This is a genomic window from Streptosporangium heterodermiicola (assembly GCF_051390675.1).
Lineage (GTDB): Bacteria > Actinomycetota > Actinomycetes > Streptosporangiales > Streptosporangiaceae > Streptosporangium.
Genome location: NZ_JBPJSR010000010.1, coordinates 158,342 through 177,625 on the forward strand (window position 1 = coordinate 158,342; position 19,284 = coordinate 177,625).

General features: G+C 71.3%; 14 protein-coding genes. 8 read left to right on the forward strand and 6 right to left on the reverse strand.

All coding sequences use genetic code 11. The annotated features are described in order from the left end of the window. Positions 1-185: 185 nt before the first annotated feature. Positions 186-1,679: a tRNA (N6-isopentenyl adenosine(37)-C2)-methylthiotransferase MiaB gene (gene miaB, locus ACSC1Q_RS22615; RefSeq protein WP_436760696.1), complete on the reverse strand. Its 1,494-nt coding sequence runs from the start codon at positions 1,677-1,679 to the stop codon at positions 186-188. A gap of 123 nt (positions 1,680-1,802) precedes the next feature. Here miaB and ACSC1Q_RS22620 point away from each other — a divergent pair, with 123 nt between their 5' ends. From ACSC1Q_RS22620 to ACSC1Q_RS22645, 6 genes are all read left to right on the forward strand, one after another. Beyond that, entirely contained in the window at positions 1,803-2,282 is a 480-nt protein-coding gene (locus tag ACSC1Q_RS22620; RefSeq protein ID WP_436760697.1) for a Uma2 family endonuclease, read from the forward strand. An 83-nt stretch (positions 2,283-2,365) separates the two neighbouring features. Continuing rightward, positions 2,366-3,121: an amino acid ABC transporter ATP-binding protein gene (locus ACSC1Q_RS22625; RefSeq protein ID WP_436760698.1), complete on the forward strand. Its 756-nt coding sequence runs from the start codon at positions 2,366-2,368 to the stop codon at positions 3,119-3,121. Positions 3,122-3,171: 50 nt separating this feature from the next. Further along, the gene (locus tag ACSC1Q_RS22630) at positions 3,172-3,993 is read left to right on the forward strand and encodes a glutamate ABC transporter substrate-binding protein (RefSeq protein ID WP_436760699.1); all 822 of its coding nucleotides are present in this window, start codon (positions 3,172-3,174) and stop codon (positions 3,991-3,993) included. Between the two features lie 60 nt (positions 3,994-4,053). Further along, positions 4,054-4,722, forward strand: a complete 669-nt coding sequence (locus ACSC1Q_RS22635; protein ID WP_436760700.1) for an amino acid ABC transporter permease — start codon at positions 4,054-4,056, stop codon at positions 4,720-4,722. Then, positions 4,719-5,669, forward strand: coding sequence for an amino acid ABC transporter permease (locus ACSC1Q_RS22640; protein WP_436760701.1), 951 nt, complete (start codon positions 4,719-4,721; stop codon positions 5,667-5,669). The genes ACSC1Q_RS22635 and ACSC1Q_RS22640 overlap by 4 nt, the downstream gene beginning before the upstream one ends. A gap of 243 nt (positions 5,670-5,912) precedes the next feature. Further along, positions 5,913-7,799 (forward strand): S9 family peptidase, encoded by a 1,887-nt coding sequence (locus ACSC1Q_RS22645; protein WP_436760702.1) that lies wholly within the window; start codon positions 5,913-5,915, stop codon positions 7,797-7,799. A 253-nt stretch (positions 7,800-8,052) separates the two neighbouring features. Here ACSC1Q_RS22645 and rny read toward each other — a convergent pair whose 3' ends face one another. From rny to recA, 3 genes are all read right to left on the reverse strand, one after another. Then, positions 8,053-9,666 (reverse strand): ribonuclease Y, encoded by a 1,614-nt coding sequence (gene rny, locus ACSC1Q_RS22650; RefSeq protein ID WP_436760703.1) that lies wholly within the window; start codon positions 9,664-9,666, stop codon positions 8,053-8,055. A 285-nt stretch (positions 9,667-9,951) separates the two neighbouring features. Then, on the reverse strand, positions 9,952-10,938 hold the full coding sequence (recX, locus tag ACSC1Q_RS22655) for a recombination regulator RecX (RefSeq protein ID WP_436760704.1): 987 nt from the start codon (positions 10,936-10,938) through the stop codon (positions 9,952-9,954). 14 nt (positions 10,939-10,952) lie between these two features. Further along, on the reverse strand, positions 10,953-12,089 hold the full coding sequence (gene recA / locus ACSC1Q_RS22660; RefSeq protein ID WP_436760705.1) for a recombinase RecA: 1,137 nt from the start codon (positions 12,087-12,089) through the stop codon (positions 10,953-10,955). 348 nt (positions 12,090-12,437) lie between these two features. Between recA and ACSC1Q_RS22665 the strand changes: the two genes are divergently transcribed. Continuing rightward, positions 12,438-12,716, forward strand: a complete 279-nt coding sequence (locus ACSC1Q_RS22665) for a hypothetical protein (protein WP_436760706.1) — start codon at positions 12,438-12,440, stop codon at positions 12,714-12,716. A 243-nt stretch (positions 12,717-12,959) separates the two neighbouring features. On the opposite strand, the gene ACSC1Q_RS22670 is transcribed toward ACSC1Q_RS22665, so the two are convergent. Together ACSC1Q_RS22670 and ACSC1Q_RS22675 are read right to left on the reverse strand one after the other, a co-directional pair. Then, positions 12,960-13,154, reverse strand: a complete 195-nt coding sequence (locus ACSC1Q_RS22670) for a DUF3046 domain-containing protein (protein WP_350972642.1) — start codon at positions 13,152-13,154, stop codon at positions 12,960-12,962. Positions 13,155-13,301: 147 nt separating this feature from the next. Continuing rightward, positions 13,302-13,790 carry a VOC family protein gene (locus ACSC1Q_RS22675; RefSeq protein ID WP_436760707.1) on the reverse strand — a complete coding sequence of 163 codons (489 nt, stop codon included), beginning with the start codon at positions 13,788-13,790 and terminating at the stop codon, positions 13,302-13,304. Between the two features lie 317 nt (positions 13,791-14,107). Here ACSC1Q_RS22675 and ACSC1Q_RS22680 point away from each other — a divergent pair, with 317 nt between their 5' ends. Continuing rightward, positions 14,108-19,237: an Lhr family helicase gene (locus tag ACSC1Q_RS22680; RefSeq protein ID WP_436760708.1), complete on the forward strand. Its 5,130-nt coding sequence runs from the start codon at positions 14,108-14,110 to the stop codon at positions 19,235-19,237. The last annotated feature ends 47 nt before the right edge of the window (positions 19,238-19,284 follow it).

Below are 19,284 nucleotides of genomic sequence, written 5' to 3' on the forward strand. Positions count from 1 at the left end.
CGGCGATTCGATCATGGGCTTCTCGCCGCCCGGAGGAACGCCTTCGAAAAAGACGCCGGAAGATCTCACCCGAAGAGGAAAACCCGGGTGAGATCTTCCGGCGGGGCGCCCTTCAGGAACGAGGCGCCCTTCAGAAGCGGGACGCCTCTCAGAAGCGGGACGCCTCTCGGGAGCGGGGGCGCCCTTCAGGAGACGGAGCAGCCCGAGGTCTCGGGGAGCGGGGCGGGACGGCCGATCGAGGGCATGCCGAGCATGACCCCGGGACCGGCCCCGGCCGGGGCGCCCTGGCGGGCCTCCCAGGCGTCGCCCGCGCGGGTGCGGCGGAGCCTCAGCGCGGGACCGTCGGCGACCAGGTGGTGCGGTGCGGCGTACGTGACCTCGGCGCTCACCACGTCACCCGGGCGCGGGGTCTCGGCGCCGGGGGCGAAGTGCACCAGGCGGTTGTCGGGGGCCCGCCCGGACATGCGGTGGGTCGCCTCGTCCTTGCGCCCCTCGCCCTCGGCGACCAGCACGTCGAGCGTCCGGCCGACCTGCCGCCTGTTCTCCGCCCAGGAGATCTCGGTCTGCAGGGCGACGAGCCGCTCGTAGCGCTCCTGCACGACCTCCTTGGGAATCTGGTCGTCCATGGTGGCGGCGGGGGTGCCGGGCCGGATGGAGTACTGGAACGTGAAGGCGTTGGCGAACCGCGACTCGCGCACCACGTCGAGGGTGCCCTGGAAGTCCTCCTCGGTCTCGCCGGGGAAGCCCACGATGATGTCGGTGGAGATCGCCGCGTCGGGCATCGCCGCGCGGACCCGCTCGATGATGCCCAGGTAGCGCTCGGCCCGGTAGGAACGGCGCATCGCCTTGAGGACCCGGTCGGAGCCCGACTGCAGCGGCATGTGGAGCTGGTGCATCACGTTAGGTGTCTCGGCCATGGCCGCGATGACGTCGTCGGTGAACGCCGCCGGGTGCGGGCTGGTGAAGCGGACCCGCTCCAGGCCCTCGACGTCGCCACAGGCCCGCAGCAGCTTGCCGAAGGCGAGCCGGTCACCGAACTCCACGCCGTACGTGTTGACGTTCTGGCCGAGGAGGGTGATCTCCAGCACTCCCTGGCCGACCAGGGTGCGCACCTCGTTGAGGACGTCGCCGGGGCGGCGGTCCCTCTCCTTGCCGCGCAGGGCGGGCACGATGCAGAACGTGCAGGTGTTGTTGCACCCCACGGAGACCGACACCCACGCGGCGTAGGCGGACTCGCGCTTGGTCGGCAGCGTGCTCGGGAAGGTCTCCAGGGATTCCTTGATCTCGACCTGGGCCTCCCGCTGGACGCGCGCCCGCTCCAGCAGCACCGGCAGCGAGCCGATGTTGTGGGTGCCGAACACCACGTCCACCCAGGGCGCCCTGCGGACGATCTCCCCCTGGTCCTTCTGCGCCAGGCAGCCGCCCACGGCGATCTGCATGCCGGGGTTGCCCACCTTCGAGGGGCGCAGGTGGCCGAGGTTGCCGTAGAGCTTGTTGTCGGCGTTCTCCCGTACGGCACAGGTGTTGAACACGACCACGTCGGCCGTCTCCCCCTGGGCGGCCGGGACGTATCCGGCGTTCTCCAGGAGGCCCGACAGGCGCTCGGAGTCGTGCACGTTCATCTGGCACCCATAGGTACGGACCTCGTACGTGCGGGCGCTCTCCACGGTGGCAGTCATCTCACGACAAGGGTAGGCGCTCCGCCGAACCTTCAGGTACGCCCTCGGCCCGCCGGACTTTGGGTAATCGAACGGTCACTCAACGTCAATTGCCTTGCTGAGCTGGGGCTCCAAAGCCTCATCGTGTCTCCTGCCCCATCCGCCCAGCATCAGTGGATCGGCGACCGGCTCCGCCGGTTCCCGGAAGACGCCGCCCCCGAGGAGTTGATGGTCGTCACCGGCACCGGACTCCTCCTGGACTCCCGGCCGGGTGTCATCCCGGACGTCATGGTGGTCGAACGGAAACCGATCCGCGACGGCGCCCGGGTCGTCGACCCCGAATGGGCTCACCTCGTCGTGGAGATCGTCCCCAGGTCCACCACGGCCATGGACCGGGTCGTCAAGCCGGTGAAGTACGCGGAGGCCGGGACACCCCACTTCCGGCGCGTCGAGACGAAGCCGTTCCGCGGACAGGGCGCCGACGAACTCCCGGTGATCTTCACGTACACCCTCGACGAGAACGACGACTACCAGCTCGTCCACCGTGTCGCCACCGGAACGACCGTGGACCTGACGCAACCGTTCGCGTTCAGGGTTGACCCCGAGGCTCTGAGCGGGATTTGATGATCAAGGCGTGAGCAGGCCGTGATCCGATCGGTACCGCAGGGTTAGCCCCAGGTGCCCTTTACAGAATTACGTTGTCCACCATGACGGAGAACGGGGACAAGACTCCTCTGGTCGTGCTTGAAGGCGTCAACAAGCACTTCGGCAGCCTGCACGTCCTGCGGGACATCAATCTGACGATCTCCCGCGGTGAGGTCCTCGTCGTCATCGGCCCGTCGGGCGGCGGCAAGTCGACCCTCTGCCGGACGATCAACCGGCTGGAGGCGATCGACGAGGGAGCCATCACCTTCGACGGGCAGCCGCTCGCGGTGGAGGGCAAGACCCTGGCCAAGCTCAGGTCCGAGGTCGGGATGGTGTTCCAGTCCTTCAACCTGTTCGCCCACAAGACGATCCTGGAGAACGTCACCCTCGGGCCGATCAAGGTCCGCGGCATCGCGAAGGGCGACGCGGAGCGGCGGGGGATGGAGCTGCTGGAGCGGGTCGGCATCGGCGCCCAGGCGTCGAAGTACCCCGCGCAGCTCTCGGGAGGCCAGCAGCAGCGCGTGGCGATCGCCCGCGCCCTGGCCATGGACCCCAAGATGATCCTGTTCGACGAGCCGACCTCGGCGCTCGACCCCGAGATGGTCCAGGAGGTGCTCGACGTCATGATCGGCCTCGCCCAGGAGGGCATGACGATGATGGTCGTCACCCACGAGATGGGCTTCGCCCGCCGCGCGGCGAACCGCGTGGTGTTCATGGCCGAGGGCCAGATCGTGGAGGAGAACACCCCCGAGGAGTTCTTCACCAACGCCAGGACCGGCCGGGCCAAGGACTTCCTCTCCAAGATCCTCACTCACTGACGGCTCTGCTCATCCCTGATATGTCCCTGACGAAAGACGAGGTAGCAAGAATGCGTGTACGTCGTATTGGAGCCGTGGTGATCGCGGCCGCGGCGGCGATGGCCGGTCTGACCGCGTGCGGTGACGACGCCGGAGGCGGAAGCGACAAGTTCGTCGTGGGCATCAAGGTCGACCAGCCCGGTCTCGGGCAGAAGCAGCCCGACGGCACCTTCAAGGGGTTCGACGTCGACGTGGCCAAGTATGTCGCCAAGGAGCTCGGCTACACGGACGACAAGATTGAGTTCAAGGAGGCCATCTCGGCCAACCGCGAGTCTTTCATCCAGCAGGGCCAGGTCAACGCGGTGATCGCGACCTACTCGATCACCGACGACCGCAAGAAGAAGGTCTCCTTCGCCGGCCCGTACCTGGTCACCGGCCAGGACATCCTGACCCGGGCGGACGACACCACGATCAACAGCGTCGAGGACCTCAAGACCAAGAAGGTCTGTGGCGCCCAGGGCTCCTCCTCGCCCGCCCGCCTGGTCGAGAAGTTCGGCGACGAGTGGAAGAGCGGCTTCCTCACCGAGCAGCAGGGCTACGGCGCCTGCCTGCCGCTGCTGGAGAACAAGCAGGTCGACGCGATCTCCACCGACGCGACGATCCTGGCCGGCTTCGCCACCCAGTCCCCCGGCAAGTTCCGCCTCGTCGGCCAGCCCTTCTCCGAGGAGAAGTACGGCATCGGCCTGAAGCTGGACGACAAGGCGACCCGCGACAAGGTCAACGCCGCCGTCGAGAAGATGTTCACGGACGGCAGCTGGAAGAAGGCCATCGACGCCAACTTCGGCGAGTTCGGGAAGTTCTTCACCACCCCGCCGACCGTCGAGCGCTACTGACCGGTCACATCTCGGCCGGGGCGTGCGAACGCCCCGGCTCTGTGACCTCTGGAGGGTTGAGTGCAGGCACTCTTCGATGAATTCCCGGTCATTCTGGGCGCTTTCTGGTTGACCATCCGGCTCACCCTCGCAAGCGGGTTGGTGGCGCTCGTGCTCGGGACGATCCTCGCGGGCATGCGGGTGAGCCCGCTGCCGGTCCTGCGCGGGATCGGCACGACGTACGTGAACGTCCTGCGGAACACCCCCCTCACCCTAGTGATCGTGTTCTGCGGGCTGGGCCTCGGCCTCGTCCTGGACGTCTCGTTCTCCGAGAGCCTGTCCACCAACTACCTGTGGCTCTCCATCATCGGCCTGTCCGCCTACACGGCGGCGTTCGTCTGCGAGGCGATCCGGGCCGGGATCAACACGGTCCCGGTCGGCCAGGCGGAGGCGGCGCGCGCCATCGGGCTCACGTTCGGCCAGAACCTGAGGCTGATCGTGCTGCCCCAGGCGTTCCGCGCGGTGATCGCCCCGCTGGGCAGCATCCTGATCGCGTTGACCAAGAACACCACGATCGCCGCGGCCATCGGGGTGGGTGAGGCGTCCCTGACCATGAAGACGCTGTTCGAGGCGCACGGCGACGCGGTCATCCAGATCTTCGCCGGGTTCGCGCTGGGCTTCCTGATCCTCACCCTGCCGACCGGGCTGCTGTTCGGCTGGCTCGCCAAGCGCCTGGCGGTGGTCCGATGACCGCGGTGACCACCGAGCGGCCCCCGGCGCGCAAGCGCCGCGTCGAGAGCTCGGAACGCGTCAGCGTCCTGTACGACATCCCCGGCCCCAAGGCCCGGATGCGCAACACCGTGCTCACCGTGCTGGTCGTCCTCGCCGTGCTGTTCGCGGCGTACGTGATGGTGACCAAGCTCGACGAGAAGAACCAGCTCAGCGCCGAGTTGTGGACGCCGTTCCTGCGCGGCGACGTGTGGGTCAACCTGATCCTGCCCGGCCTGGTGAACACGCTGAGCGCGGCCGCGGTCGCCGCCGTGATCGCGGTGCCGTTCGGGTTCGTCTTCGGCATCGGCCGGCTCTCGGCGAACGCCTGGATCCGCCGCGCCTCGGGGACGGTCGTCGAGTTCTTCCGGGCGATCCCGCTGCTGATCATGATCTTCGCGGTGATGTTCGGCGGGAGCGCGGTCTTCGGGCTCACCGTGACGCCGTTCTGGGCGGTGGTGACCGGCCTCGTCCTGTACAACGGCTCGGTGCTGGCGGAGATCGTACGGGCGGGCATCCTGTCCATCCCCCGGGGGCAGAGCGAGGCCGCGCTCGCGGTCGGCATGCGTCCCGGCCAGGTGATGCGGATGATCCTGCTGCCGCAGGCGGTCACGGTGATGATGCCGGCGATCGTGGCGCAGCTGGTGGTGCTCCTGAAGGACACCGCCCTGGGCTTCATCGTGTCGTTCGAGGACCTGCTGAACGCGGGGGCGCGCGTGCTGCCCTCCAACTTCAACAACATCATTCCCGCTGTGATCGTCATCGCGATCATCTACATCATCATCAACGTGATGGTGGGCGCCGTCGCGACCTGGCTGGAGCGGCGGAGCCGTCGCAGCAGGAAGACCTCGGCCAAGCCGATCGCCCGGCCCGACTCGCCGACGGCGGTCGAGGGCGGCATCGGGACCCCCACCGCCCCCGCACCGTAGGAACACCGTAGTCAGCCGGAAGGGCGGTCACCGGACCCGGTGGCCGCCCTTCCGCATACCCGGCCCTGCGCGCCGGGTGGGTGAAAACATCCGCAGGTCGGCTTACGGAAGAGACCGGACCAACGGCCCTCATCTCATCATTCCCTCCGATCTCACGGCTCGCGCGGTTCACTCGCGGCATATCTCGGATGACGCGAGCGTGATACCGGCGACACGCGGCGGGTTATCGGGCAGGATTGCGCCATGTCCCCCGAGCAGGTCGTCCTGCCGTACGCCACCTGGCCGTCGCCGGTCTCCACCTCCGACGTCGCCCGTTCCGGGCTGCGCCTCGGATACCCGACGGTGCTCGGCGAGGAGGTCTGGTGGACCGAGGACCGTCCCGCCGAGGGCGGCCGGACCACCATCGTGCACCGCGGCGCCGACGGCGCCCAGCGCGAGCTGCTGGGCGCGCCGTGGAGCGCCAGGACCAGGGTCCACGAGTACGGCGGGCGGTCGTACGCGGTGGTGCCCGGCGAGGGCGTGGTGTTCGCCAACTTCGTCGACCAGCGGCTCTACCTGCTGCCCACCGGCGGCGAGCCCAGGCCGATCACGCCGGAGCCCGAGGAGCCGGCGTCCCTGCGCTACGCGGACCTGGTCGTCCACGACGGGCAGATCTGGTGCGTCAGGGAGCGCCACCACGACGACGGCCGGGTGAGCCGGTCGATCGTGTCCATCCCGCTGTCCGGCGAGGGCGAGGGCGAGCCGCGCGAGCGGGCCGGTGGGCACGACTTCTACGCCGCCCCCGCCGTCTCCCCCGACGGCGAGCACCTGGCCTTCATCTGCTGGGACCACCCCAGGATGCCGTGGAACGGCACCGAGCTGTGGATCTCCCGGCTGGACGACGGCAGCTCCTGGAAGGTCGGGGGCGGCACCTCCGAGTCGGTGCTCGCCCCGCAGTGGCGTGACGAGGGGCACCTCTACCTGGTCTCCGACCGGTCGGGCTGGTGGAACCTCTACCTGGTCGGGATTCACGGCGACTCACCGAGGGCGCTCCACCCGGCGGAGCAGGAGTTCGCGGGGCCGCTGTGGCAGCTCGGCGCGGTGCCGTACGCGCCGATGGACGACGGGAGCCTCGCGGTCCTGCACGGGCGGGGCGACCTGCGGCTGGGGGTCCTCGACCCGGACAGTGGCGCGCTGAGGGACCTGGACGTGCCCTACGAGGGCTGGGAGGTGGTGCTCGCCAACGACGGGCACACCGTGGTCGGGATCGGGTACGGTCCCGCGCTGCCCCGGTCGATCGTCCGGATCGACACCGTGACCGGGCGGGCGGAGGAGCTCCGCCGGGACGTCAACGAGCTGCCCGCGCCCGGTTACCTGCCGCTCGCCAGGCCCGTGGAGTTCGAGGGCCGGTTCGGGCGCGAGGTGCACGCGTTCCTCTATCCCCCGTCCAACCCCGTGGCGCGCGGCGAGGGCCCCGCGCCGTACGTCGTCTTCGTGCACGGCGGGCCGACCGGGAACAGTGTCGGCGCGCTCGACCTGGAGAAGACGTTCTTCACCAGCAGGGGCATCGGCGTGCTCGACGTCAACTACGGCGGCTCCACCGGCTACGGCCGCGCCTACCGCGAGAGGCTGCGCGGTGAGTGGGGCGTGGTCGACGTCGAGGACGCGATCGCCTCGGCCGAGTGGCTGGCGGCGGAGGGGCTGGGCGACCCGGCGCGCATCGCGATCCGGGGCGGTAGCGCGGGCGGCTGGACGGTCATGGCGGCCTGCTGCGCGTCCGACGCGTTCGCCGGAGGCGTCTCCTACTACGGCGTGAGCGGGCTCGCCAACTTCAGCGCGACCACCCACGACTTCGAGTCACGCTACGTCGAGTGGCTGATCGGCCCGGAGGACGCCGCCCTGTACGCCTCCCGCGAGCCCGTCGGCCGGGTGGCGGGGGTGAGCTGCCCCATGCTGCTCCTCCAGGGCCTGTCCGACCCGGTGGTCCCCCCGGCGCAGTCGCAGGCCTTCGCCGACGCTCTCGCCGAACGCGGCGTTCCCTGCACCTACCTCACGTTCGAGGGGGAGGCCCACGGCTTCCGCCGCGCCGAGACCCGTAGCGCGGCCCTGGCCACCGAGCTCGCCTTCTACCAGCAGATCTTCCATTCCTGAGCGAGGGGCCGGGGGCCCGGCGGCCCGGACGGACCGGGGAACCGGGCAGATCGATGTGCTCCCCGGCCGGGCGGGCTCGGTGCGCTCGGCGGGTTGGGCAGGCCGGGCGCGCACGGCGGGCTCGGCAGGGTCGGCAAGCTGGTCGGGATCGGCGCGCACGGTGGGCTCGGTGGGGGGCGACGCGTTCGGCGGGTTCCAGGGCGGACGGATTCCAGATTGGACAGGTGCGGCGGGGTCAGCCGGGTTAACGGGGTCAGCGGGCGAACTCGGTGGACCGCGATTCGCGGACGACCGTGATGCGGATCTGGCCGGGGTAGGTGAGCTCCTCCTCGACCTGCTTGGCGACGTCGCGGGCGATCACCTGGGCCTGGATGTCGTCGACCGCGTCGGGCTTCACCATGACCCTGATCTCCCGCCCCGCCTGCATGGCGAAGACCTTCTCGACGCCCTCGTAGGAGGTGGCGATCTCCTCAAGGCGCTCCAGCCGCTTGACGTAGGCCTCCAGCGACTCGCGGCGGGCACCGGGACGGCTGCCGCTGATCGCGTCGGCGGCCTGGGTGAGAACGGCCTCGACGGTCTTGACCTCGACCTCGTTGTGATGGGCCTCGATGGCGTGGACGACGTCCTCGTGCTCGCCGTATCGTCTGGCGATCTCGGCGCCGATGAGCGCGTGGCTGCCCTCGACCTCGTGGGTGAGGGCCTTGCCGATGTCGTGCAGGAGCGTGCAGCGCTTGAGCAGCGTCGTGTCGAGCCGCAGCTCGGCCGCCATGATGCCGGCGATGTGGGCCGACTCGATGAGGTGGCCGAGCACGTTCTGGCCGTAGGAGGTGCGGTAGCGGAGCTGGCCGAGGAGGGTGACGAGCTCGGGGTGCATGTCGGTGATGCCGAGCTCCACCAGGGCGTCCTCGCCCGCGCGCACGCACAGCTCCTGGACCTCGGCCTTGCTGCGCTCGTGGGCCTCCTCGATGCGCTGCGGATGGATCCGGCCGTCGAGGACGAGCTTCTCCAGGGTGAGCCGCGCGGTCTCGCGGCGGACCGGGTCGAAGCACGACAGCAGCACGGCTTCCGGCGTGTCGTCGATGATCAGGTTGACGCCGGTGGTCGACTCGAAGGCCCGGATGTTGCGGCCCTCACGGCCGATGATGCGCCCCTTCATCTCGTCACCGGGCAGGTGCAGGACGCTCACCACGGACTCGGCGGTCTGCTCGGTGGCCACCCGCTGGACCGCCAGGGTGACGATCTTGGTGGCGCGCTTCTCGCCCTCCTTGCGCGCCTCTCCCTCGATCTCCCTGATGATCAGCGCGGCCTCGCGCTTGGCCTGGTTCTCGATCTCCCTGACCAGCTCGGCCCTGGCCTGGTCGCTGGTGAACCCGGACACCCGCTCCAGGATGGTCTTGCGCTCCTCGGCGACCCGTTCGAGATCCTCGCGACGGCCGGCCAGCTCGGTCTCCGTCTCGGCGAGCTTGCGGGCCCGGTCGGCCTGGCGCCTGGCCTCCTCGTCGAGACGCTGCTCGCGCTCCGCCAGCCGGTTCTCCCTGCGTTCGAGGTCGGACCGGAGCTCCTTGAGCTCGTACTTCAGGATCTTGCCCTCGGCCTCGGCCTCCTTGCGCATCTCGGCCGCCGCCTCGATCGCCGTCTCCGACTTGCGCAGCAGCTCTCCGGCATCGTCCTGGGCCTTCGCCCGGATGTCGGCGGCCTCGCGCCTGGCCTCCTCCAGGTGGGCCTGGACCTCGGCCTCCTGCTCGGGCGTGGGGCCCTTCGAGGCCCCGGCTCCACCGATACGACGCAGCAACACGACCAGCACGGCTGTCATCACGGCGAGAGCCACAACCGTCACTGTCAACATGACGACCACGACCGGATCCATGCGCGCCTCACCTTCCTCGCGTCGCAAATATCAGGCACACGAGGGGTCACACGCACGGCACGGAAAGCTCAAGAGGCGCACCATCGGGACAGGAGTGAACCCAGAGGGGATCGCCTACCGGCTGTTCCCGCCGGTCCGTCGTCCCGTCCTCATCCGCCAAGCCTGCTTGTCCGTATTACACCGCTATGACAATCCGCGCTGCGCGGAGTAACTCCTCACTGCCGTTGAGATTAAGCGTCAGAGAGGTAACGAGCAAGCAAAGACCCGCTGTCAAGCTGCTTTGAACTAGTCGAGTGGATAGCCCTGATCCTCCGAGAATGGCGATGTTTCCGCCCCTTCGTCCTCCAGCACTTCGCGGATCACGCGAAACGCCAGGCCGGGACCGTATCCCTTGCGGGCGAGCATGCCGGCCAGCCTGCGTGTCCTGACCGCGGGCTCCAGACCCCGGGTCGAGGAGAGCTTGCGCCGCACGAGGCGACGGGCGGTCTCCGCCTCCTCCTCGGGATCGAGCCGGTCCACCGCTTCCTTCACGGTCTCCTCGTCCACCCCCCGGTGGCGGAGCTCCGAGGCGAGGGCCTTTCTGGCGAGGCCCCGCCCGGCGTGGCGCGAGCTCACCCATGCCGCGGCGAACGCCTCGTCGTCGATGAGCCCGACCTCGGAGAAGCGCTCCAGCACGGCGTCCGCCGCTTCCTGGGGCACCTCTCGCTTGCGCAGCGCCTCCGCGAGCTGGGCTCGGGTGCGCGGCGCCATGGTCAGCAGCCGCAGGCAGATGCCCCGGGCCACCGCCTGCGGATCGGTTTCGGTCTCCCGGATCGCCCGGGACCCCTCGGCCGGCCCATCGGACCTGTCACGCCCGCCGAACCCGCCACGTCCGCCGGATCTGCCGCGTCCACCCGACCTGCCACGTCCGCCGAATCCGTCAGGTCCTTCGGGTTCAGCGGATCTGTCAGATCCGTCGAACCCGTCGGGTCCATCAGGGCCGTTAGATCCGTTGGGGCCGTTGAATCCGTCAGGGCCGTCGGGGCCGTCGGGAAGAAAGCCCGGGGTAGCGCCCCCGGACCGCCGCCCACGCCGTGAGGCGCGCTTCTTCCGGCCTCGTGGCCCGTCACCCCCGGAGTCCGCGGCCTCCTCGCGGAAGCCTTCCTCCGGGACGGACGGGGCGTGGTCGCGCCCGCGCCGGCCCGGTGAGGCCGCCCGAGGCTCGTCGGGCCAGGCACCCCAGTCTCGCGGCCCGGCCTCGCAGGCCGGACCGGAGTCAGGTCCCGTGGTCATCGATCAGCCCGGATTCAGGCGTCACCCGGCTTGGGAGCCGCGGCGGCCTTGGAACCGCGGCCGGACGCCGCGGAAGCCGTGGCGGACGCGCGGCCGGACGCGGCGGCCGGGGCGGAGGCCACGGGAGCGGGCGGCGGGGTGGCCGGGCTGTCGACGCGCGGGCCGACGCCGAGCTTCTCCTTGATCTTCTTCTCGATCTCGTTCGCCATGTCCGGGTGGCTCTTGAGGAAGTTTCGCGCGTTCTCCTTGCCCTGGCCGAGCTGGTCACCCTCGTAGGTGTACCAGGCGCCGGACTTGCGGACGAAGCCGTGCTCGACACCCATGTCGATCAGGCCGCCCTCGCGGGAGATGCCGACGCCGTAGAGGATGTCGAAGTCGGCCACGCGGAAGGGCGGGGCCATCTTGTTCTTGACGACCTTCACCCGGGTGCGGTTGCCGACCGCCTCGGTGCCGTCCTTCAGCGTCTCGATGCGGCGGATGTCGAGACGGACCGAGGCGTAGAACTTCAGCGCCTTTCCACCGGTCGTGGTCTCGGGCGAGCCGAACATGACGCCGATCTTCTCGCGGAGCTGGTTGATGAAGATCGCGGTGGTGCCGGTGTTGTTGAGCGCTCCGGCGACCTTGCGCAGCGCCTGGGACATCAGACGGGCCTGGAGACCGACGTGGCTGTCGCCCATCTCGCCCTCGATCTCGGCCTTGGGCACCAGGGCCGCGACCGAGTCGATGACCAGCAGGTCGACGGCGCCGGACCGGATCAGCATGTCGGCGATCTCCAGCGCCTGCTCACCGGTGTCGGGCTGGGAGACGAGCAGCGCGTCGGTGTCGACGCCCAGCTTCTGGGCGTACTCCGGGTCGAGCGCGTGCTCGGCGTCGATGAACGCGGCGATGCCGCCGCCGCGCTGGGCGTTGGCCACCGCGTGCAGGGCGACCGTGGTCTTGCCCGAGGACTCGGGACCGTAGACCTCGACGATGCGGCCGCGCGGGAAGCCGCCGATGCCGAGGGCCACGTCGAGCGCGATGGAGCCGGTGGGGACCACCTCGATGGGCGCCCGGGTCTCGTCGCCCAGGCGCATGATCGAGCCCTTGCCGAACTGCCGCTCGATCTGAGCGAGTGCGGTCTCAAGCGCCTTCTCGCGGTCGTTAGCTGCCATGGGAGCCCCCTGAAGGGTCGCGGGTTGGATCGGTTGCCAGAAAGCTACGGGGTGCCGCCGACAATTTCGGGAGGGCACGCCAGGAGTGGTGGCCTGTTCAATATAGCCGAACGATTGTTCGATCGCCGCTCGTTGGCACCATACGTTACGGGAGTCGCGAACCGCCGCGGAACGCCCCCGGCGGCTCCTTCGCGTGCGACCGGGCACGGCCACGTACGGCCGGCGGCCCATGGCTCCGGGAGGCGGGGGACCCATCCAGGAAGCGACATTTCCAAGAATTACCTCGGACCTGTTGTAACCGGGCTGACCTGGAGTGATCCTGAGGGGAAACGACCCGAGGTGCCCGACGTGCCCAACGCGTTCACGCAGCAACGCCTAGCCCATCTCGACTCCCTGGCCACCGAACTGCGACAACGAGGGCTGGCGAGCCGCACCCTCGGAGGCACCGCCCCGGTGCTGTGGGTGTGGCATCCGGACAGCCACCGGCAGACCATCGTCTTCGCCACCCCGGTCAGGGACGGCTGGATGTTCCTGTGGTCGCCGGACGGGGAGGAGAGCGCCGACGATCTCGCACGGGCGGCCGACTCGGTGGAGCAGCTCCTCGCCCCGCTCACGGAACCGTCCTGATCGGCCCTCCCAGACTCCCCCGGGCCTCACTCACCCCTCGGAGGGCCTTCGGGCCCTCCCTCGGCCCGTCCGATCCCTCGCCGTACGCTCAAGGCTTGCACGTGCCCTCGGGCTTTCACCCGTTCGATCGGGCTTCACGGTCCTCCGCGCTCACCGGCCGCCCTTCACGCTTCCCGGTCCTCACGCTTCCCGGCCCTGACACTTCCGGCCCTCGCGCTTTCCACCTCTCAGCCCCTCAGCCCCTCAGCGGAGCCTGGGCGCGACGTCGGTCACCCCGCACACGGCGTGCCAGACCTCCTTGGCGCCGACCCCCTCGGCGAGTGCCTGGATCACGGTCCGGCCTCCGAGATCGGCGATGACGTAGTCGCGGGCCCACGACTCGGCGTACTGGTCGCCGAAGTGTGACTTCATCCGCTTCCAGAAATCCGATAGGCGCATGCCTCAAGTATGGATCCACTCCGGCGTGACGCGAGCCGCCCCGCGCGCCGTCGGCCCGTTCCCTGTCCGTGTCCCGCTCTCCCGGCCCCCGCCGGACGGAACGGGGCGGAAACGGAGTGAAGGGGTGGGAGCGGGGAGGACGGGGCGTCAGAGCACGCGGGAGCCGTACATCTCGCCGAGGGGGTCGGCGAGCAGTTCCAGGCGGGCCCCGTCGGGGTCGGCGAAGTAGATGGACGCGCCGCTCTCGACCTGGTGCGGGACGCCCGCGGCCTCCAGCTTGCCCCGCAGACGCTCCCACGTGGAGGGATCGACGGAGATGGCGACGTGGTGGAGCCCGCCGAGGACCTCCTTGTAGGGGCCGAGGTCCAGGCCCGGGAAGTCGAAGAAGGCGAGCAGGTTGCCGTTGCCGATGTCGAAGAAGAAGTGGTTCGAGCCCCGGTAGTCGCGGTTCTCGAAGATCTCCGTCAGCGGGAACTCCAGGAGGTCCTGGTAGAACGCGATCGTCGCCTCGACGTCGGAGGAGATCAGCGCGAAGTGGTGCAGCCCCCTCGCGCTGCTCGGCGGGCGGTGAGCCCTGAGGTGCTCCGCCTTGATCCGCTCGCGTGTCGCCTCGATGGCCTGATGGTCGATGCTCACCGTTAGCTCACCACTCAATACGTCGTGTGTTCGTCAAAGCCATGTCCTCAACGACAGGGAGCCAACCTATCCCGGACGTCATGTCATGGTGGCGAACGGTCACCGCCCCCGCGAACGCCGCGAACCCGGTCTCCCGTCCGGTCTCCCGTGGTCCGGCCGAGGCATCGGTGGATCAGGTATCCGCAGGTGGCGCGCGAGCCGTCCGCTTCCGCCGATCATCCGGTCACCGACCGGGCGGTGACGGGTTCTGTCGGTGGGGCCGGGCAGTATTGGCGGTGACCCGGTTCGTCAGCCGGGCCGGGAGTCAGGGGGCGGCGATGAGCGAGACGACGGGGGCGGGCGGGGCGCTCGATCACTTCACCCGGATGACCAGAGACTGGTTCGCCGGGGCGTTCGCCGCGCCGACCGCCGCCCAGGAGGGGGCGTGGGCGGCGATCGCCCGGGGTGACAACACCCTGGTGGTCGCGCCCACCGGATCCGGCAAGACGCTGGCCGCCTTCCTTTGGTCGCTCGACCGGCTCGCCTCCTCCGCTCCCGGCTCCCCTCCGGGCGCCGCCTCCTCCGGTACGGACCCGGCGGCCGGCGCGGGCTCGACGGCCGGTGCGGGCGCGGCCGGTGAGACGGCCGGTACGGGCGCCCGGCGCGGGCGTGGGCGTTCGCGGGGGGACGAGGAGCCGGTGAGGCCGTGCCGGGTCCTGTACGTGTCGCCGCTCAAGGCGCTCGCGGTCGACGTCGAGCGCAACCTCCGGGCGCCGCTGGCCGGGCTGCGGCAGACCGCGCGGCGGCTCGGTCTCCCGGTGCCGGAGATCTCGGTGGCGATCCGGTCGGGTGACACCCCCGCGGAGGAGCGGCGCCGGTTCGCGACCAGGCCGTCCGACATCCTGATCACCACCCCCGAGTCGCTGTTCCTGCTGCTCACCAGCCAGGCCCGCGAGGCGCTGCGCGGCGTGGAGACGGTCATCGTCGACGAGGTGCACGCGGTCGCGGCCACCAAGCGCGGCGCGCACCTGGCCCTCAGCCTGGAGCGGCTCGACGCCCTCCTGCCCCAGCCCGCCCAGCGGATCGGCCTGTCGGCGACCGTCCGGCCGGTGAGCGAGGTGGCCGCCTTCCTGGGCGGCCCGCGCCCGGCGACCGTGGTCCAGCCGCTCTCCGACAAGGAGATCGAGGTCGAGGTGGTCGTCCCGATCGAGGACATGACCGAGCTCGACACGCCCCCCGCCCCGCCCTCCCCCGACGACGACCGCTGGCTGACCGAGACCCCGGCCAGGCGGTCGATCTGGCCGCACGTGGAGGAGCGGCTGTTCGAGCTGATCCGGAGCCACAGTTCCACGATCGTGTTCGCCAACTCCCGGCGGCTGGCCGAGAGGCTGTGCACCCGCCTCAACGAGCTGGCGTGGGAGCGGCGGGAGACCGCCGAGGAGCCGGCCGGGGCCGGGGATGACGCGGCGGGGGCGGGGGCGGAGCCGGTGCACTGGGCCGAGGGGTTCCCGGTGCCCCCGGCCTCCCTCTCCACCCCGGCGGCGATGATGGCGCAGGCCGGCGCGGCCAAGGGGGTCGTCCCGGAGATCGTGCGGGCCCACCACGGTTCGGTGTCGAAGGAGGAGCGCTCCCAGATCGAGGAGGCGCTCAAGTCCGGGCGGCTGCCCGCCGTGGTCGCGACCTCCAGCCTGGAGCTCGGCATCGACATGGGCGCGGTCGACCTGGTGGCCTGCGTCGGGGCGCCGCCGAGCGTGGCGAGCGGCCTGCAGCGGATCGGCCGGGCCGGGCACCAGGTGGGAGCCGTCTCACGTGGTGTGATCTTCCCGAAGTACCGGGGGGACCTCGTCCAGACGGCCGTGGTGGCCGAGCGGATGAGGAGCGGGGAGATCGAGGACCTGCGCTACCCGCGCAACCCTCTCGACGTGCTCGCCCAGCAGATCGTGGCGATGACCGCGATGGACGAGTGGACGGTCGACGGGCTGGAGGAGGTCGTGCGGCGGGCCGCCCCCTACCGGACGCTGCCCAGGAGCGCCCTGGAGGCGACGCTCGACATGCTCGCCGGGCGCTACCCGAGCGAGGAGTTCGCCGAGCTGCGGCCGCGCATCGTCTGGGACCGGGTGACCGGCACCCTGCGGGGCCGTCCCGGAGCTCAGCGGCTCGCGGTCACCAACGGCGGCACGATCCCCGACCGGGGGCTGTTCGGCGTGTTCCTGGTCGGGGAGAAGTCCTCCCGGGTGGGCGAGCTGGACGAGGAGATGGTCTACGAGTCGCGGGCCGGGGACGTGTTCGTGCTGGGCGCGACCTCCTGGCGGATCGAGGAGATCACGGCCGATCGGGTGCTGGTCACCCCCGCCCCCGGCCAGCCGGGAAAGCTCCCCTTCTGGCACGGCGACACCGCCGGGCGGCCGGCGGAGCTGGGGAGGGCCATCGGCGCGTTCCTCCGCGAGATGTCGGCGGCGGGCGCGGACGCCGAGGCGGGCGGCGGGACCGCCCGAAGCGCGAGGACGGGAGGCGCGAAGGCGGGCGGCCCGGGAGCCGAAAGCGGGGAAGCGAGGGGCGCGGAAGCGGGAGACGCGCGAGCGGGAGACGCGCGAGCGGGAGACACGGGAAGCGGAGAAGGAAGAACGGGAAACGCGGAAGCGGGAAGCGCGAAGGCGAGGGGCGCGGGAAGTACAGGCACAGGAAGCACAAGCGCGGAAGCGGGAGACACAGGCGCGGGAGCGGGAAACGGAGAGGCGGGACACGCGGGAGCGGGAGGCACAAGCACAAGCGCGGGAGGCATAAGCACAAGCGCGGGAGGCAGCGCGCGGGAGGGGGCGCTGGGGAGGATCAGGGCGGCCGGGCTGGACGAGTACGCCGCCGCCAACCTGCTCTCCTACCTGGCCGAACAGCGGCAGGCGACCGGCTACGTGCCGGACGACAGGACGTTGCTGGTCGAGCGGTTCCACGACGAGCTGGGCGACTGGCGGGTGGTGGTGCACTCCCCGTACGGGGCGCGGGTGCACGCGCCGTGGGCGCTGGCGATCGGGCGGCGGCTGCGGGAGCGCTACGGCGTCGACGTGCAGGCCGTGCACTCCGACGACGGGATCGTGCTGCGCATCCCCGACACGCTCTCCGATCCCCCGTCCGATGTCGCGATCTTCGACGCGGACGAGATCGAGCGGATCGTCACCGAGGAGCTGGGCGGCTCCGCGCTGTTCGCGGCGCGGTTCCGCGAGTGCGCGGGGCGGTCCCTGCTGCTGCCGCGCCGCGTGCCGGGCAGGCGGTCGCCGCTCTGGCAGCAGCGGCAGCGCGCCTCGCACCTGCTGAACGTGGCGGGCCGCTACGGTTCGTTCCCCGTGGTGCTGGAGACGATGCGCGAGTGCCTCCAGGACGTGTTCGACGTGCCGGGGCTGGTCCGGCTGATGCGCGACGTCGAGGCGCGGCGGGTCCGGCTGGTGGAGGTCGAGACCGACAAGGCGTCGCCGTTCGCGGCGTCGCTGCTGTTCAACTACATCGGCGCGTTCATGTACGAGGGGGACGCCCCGCTGGCCGAGCGCCGCGCCCAGGCGCTCGCGCTCGACACGACCCTGCTGGCCGAGCTGCTGGGCCAGGCGGACCTGCGCGAGCTGCTCGACCTCGACGTGATCACCGACACCGAGCGGGAGCTGGCCCGGCTCGACCGGCCGCTGCGCGACGCCGAGGACCTGGCCGACCTGCTCCGTTCCCACGGCCCCCTGGTGGCCGAGGACGTCAGCGTGCGCGAGGGCGACCCGGCGTGGCTGACCGCGCTGGAGGGCGCCCGGCGGGCCATCAGGGTGCGGGTGGCGGGGCAGGAGCGGTGGGCGGCGATCGAGGACGCCGCCCGGTTGCGCGACGCGCTCGGCGTGCCGCTGCCCGTGGGGGTCCCGCACGCGTTCCTGGAGCCGGTCGACGACCCGCTGGGCGACCTGCTGGCCCGGCACGCCCGTACGCGCACCCCCTTCCTCGCGAGCACCGCCGCGACCAGGTTCGGCCTCGGTCCCGCGGTCGTCACCGACGCGCTGCGCCGCCTGGCAGCCTCGGGGCGGCTGGTGAGCGGGGAGTTCCGGCCGGGTGGCCGGGGCGAGGAGTGGTGTGACGCGGGGGTGCTGCGGATGCTGCGCCGCAGGTCCCTGGCCAGGCTCCGCAAGGAGGTGGAGCCGGTCCCCGCGGAGACCCTGGCCGCCTTCGCGCCCGCCTGGCACGGCATCTCCGGCACCCCGCAGCGGGGCAGGCCGCCGATCGACGCGCTGGTGGGCGCGATCGAGCAGCTGCAGGGCGCGGCGGTGCCCGCGTCGGCGCTGGAGACGCTGATCCTGCCCTCGCGGGTGCCCGGATACGACCCGTCGTTCCTGGACGAGCTGACGGCGTCCGGCGAGGTGATCTGGGTGGGGCAGGGGTCGCTGCCCGGTGGCGACGGCTGGGTGTCCCTCTACTTCGCCGACACCGCGCCGCTGCTGATGCCCGGCCCAGCCGACATCACCCTGACGCCGGTGCACGAGGCGGTGCTGGAGGTCCTGGGCGGCGGGGGCGCGCTGTTCTTCCGCGAGCTGGGCGCCCGGGTCGGCGTCCCGCTCGCCGGTGCCGTCCCGGACGACCGTGCCCTGTCCGCCGCCGTGTGGGACCTGGTGTGGTCGGGCCGGATCACCGGCGACACGCTGGCGCCGCTGCGGGCCGTCCTCGGGACGGGACGCCCGGCGCACCGCCCGGCCCCGACCCGGCGGCGGCGGGCGGTGCTGCCGACCAGGAGCGGGCCTCCCACGGTGGGCGGGCGCTGGTGGGCGCTGCCCGCCCTCGCGGAGGACGGCACCCAGCGCGCCCACGCCCAGGCCGAGGTGCTGCTGGAGCGGCACGGCGTGGTGACCAGGGGCGCGGTGACCTCGGAGCGGCTGCCCGGCGGGTTCGCCGCCGTATACCAGGTGCTCCGCGCCTTCGAGGAGAGCGGCCGGTGCCGCAGGGGTTACTTCGTGGAGGGGCTGGGCGGCGCCCAGTTCGCCCTCCCCGGCGCCGTCGACCGGATGCGCGCGCCCACGCGGCCGGACGCGGCACCGGCACCCGACCCGTGGAGCACGCGGAAGCCGGAGAGGGCGGGGGGAGACGCGCGGCGGGCGGTGGTGCTGGCGTCCGCCGACCCGGCCAGCCCGTACGGGGCGGCCCTGCCGTGGCCCGCCCATCCCGGGGAGGTGTCCCACAAGCCGGGCAGGAAGGCCGGGGCCCTGGTCGTGCTCGTCGACGGGCACCTGATCCTCTACGTCGAGCGCGGCGGCAAGACCCTGCTGTCCTTCTCCGCCGACGAGCGGCTCCAGCCCGCCGTCGACGCCCTCGCGCTCGCCGTGCGCGACGGCGCGCTGGGCAAGCTGACCGTCGAGCGGGCGGACGGCACCGCCATCAACGACTCCCCCCTGGGCGCCGCCCTGGAGTCCGCGGGGTTCCACCCGACCCCCAGGGGCCTGCGCCTGAGGGCGTAGAAATTCCTGCCCGGCGGGCCGGGCCGGTTCACCGTTCCAGGCGCGAC

Excerpts from the sequence above, each read along its gene's own strand:
- miaB (WP_436760696.1), bottom strand. The coding sequence starts at position 1,679 with ATGACTGCCACCGTGGAGAGCGCCCGCACGTACGAGGTCCGTACCTAT.
- ACSC1Q_RS22625 (WP_436760698.1), top strand. The coding sequence starts at position 2,366 with ATGACGGAGAACGGGGACAAGACTCCTCTGGTCGTGCTTGAAGGCGTC.
- ACSC1Q_RS22630 (WP_436760699.1), top strand. The coding sequence starts at position 3,172 with ATGCGTGTACGTCGTATTGGAGCCGTGGTGATCGCGGCCGCGGCGGCG.
- ACSC1Q_RS22640 (WP_436760701.1), top strand. The coding sequence starts at position 4,719 with ATGACCGCGGTGACCACCGAGCGGCCCCCGGCGCGCAAGCGCCGCGTC.
- ACSC1Q_RS22645 (WP_436760702.1), top strand. The coding sequence starts at position 5,913 with ATGTCCCCCGAGCAGGTCGTCCTGCCGTACGCCACCTGGCCGTCGCCG.
- rny (WP_436760703.1), bottom strand. The coding sequence starts at position 9,666 with ATGGATCCGGTCGTGGTCGTCATGTTGACAGTGACGGTTGTGGCTCTC.
- recX (WP_436760704.1), bottom strand. The coding sequence starts at position 10,938 with ATGACCACGGGACCTGACTCCGGTCCGGCCTGCGAGGCCGGGCCGCGA.
- recA (WP_436760705.1), bottom strand. The coding sequence starts at position 12,089 with ATGGCAGCTAACGACCGCGAGAAGGCGCTTGAGACCGCACTCGCTCAG.
- ACSC1Q_RS22670 (WP_350972642.1), bottom strand. The coding sequence starts at position 13,154 with ATGCGCCTATCGGATTTCTGGAAGCGGATGAAGTCACACTTCGGCGAC.
- ACSC1Q_RS22680 (WP_436760708.1), top strand. The coding sequence starts at position 14,108 with ATGAGCGAGACGACGGGGGCGGGCGGGGCGCTCGATCACTTCACCCGG.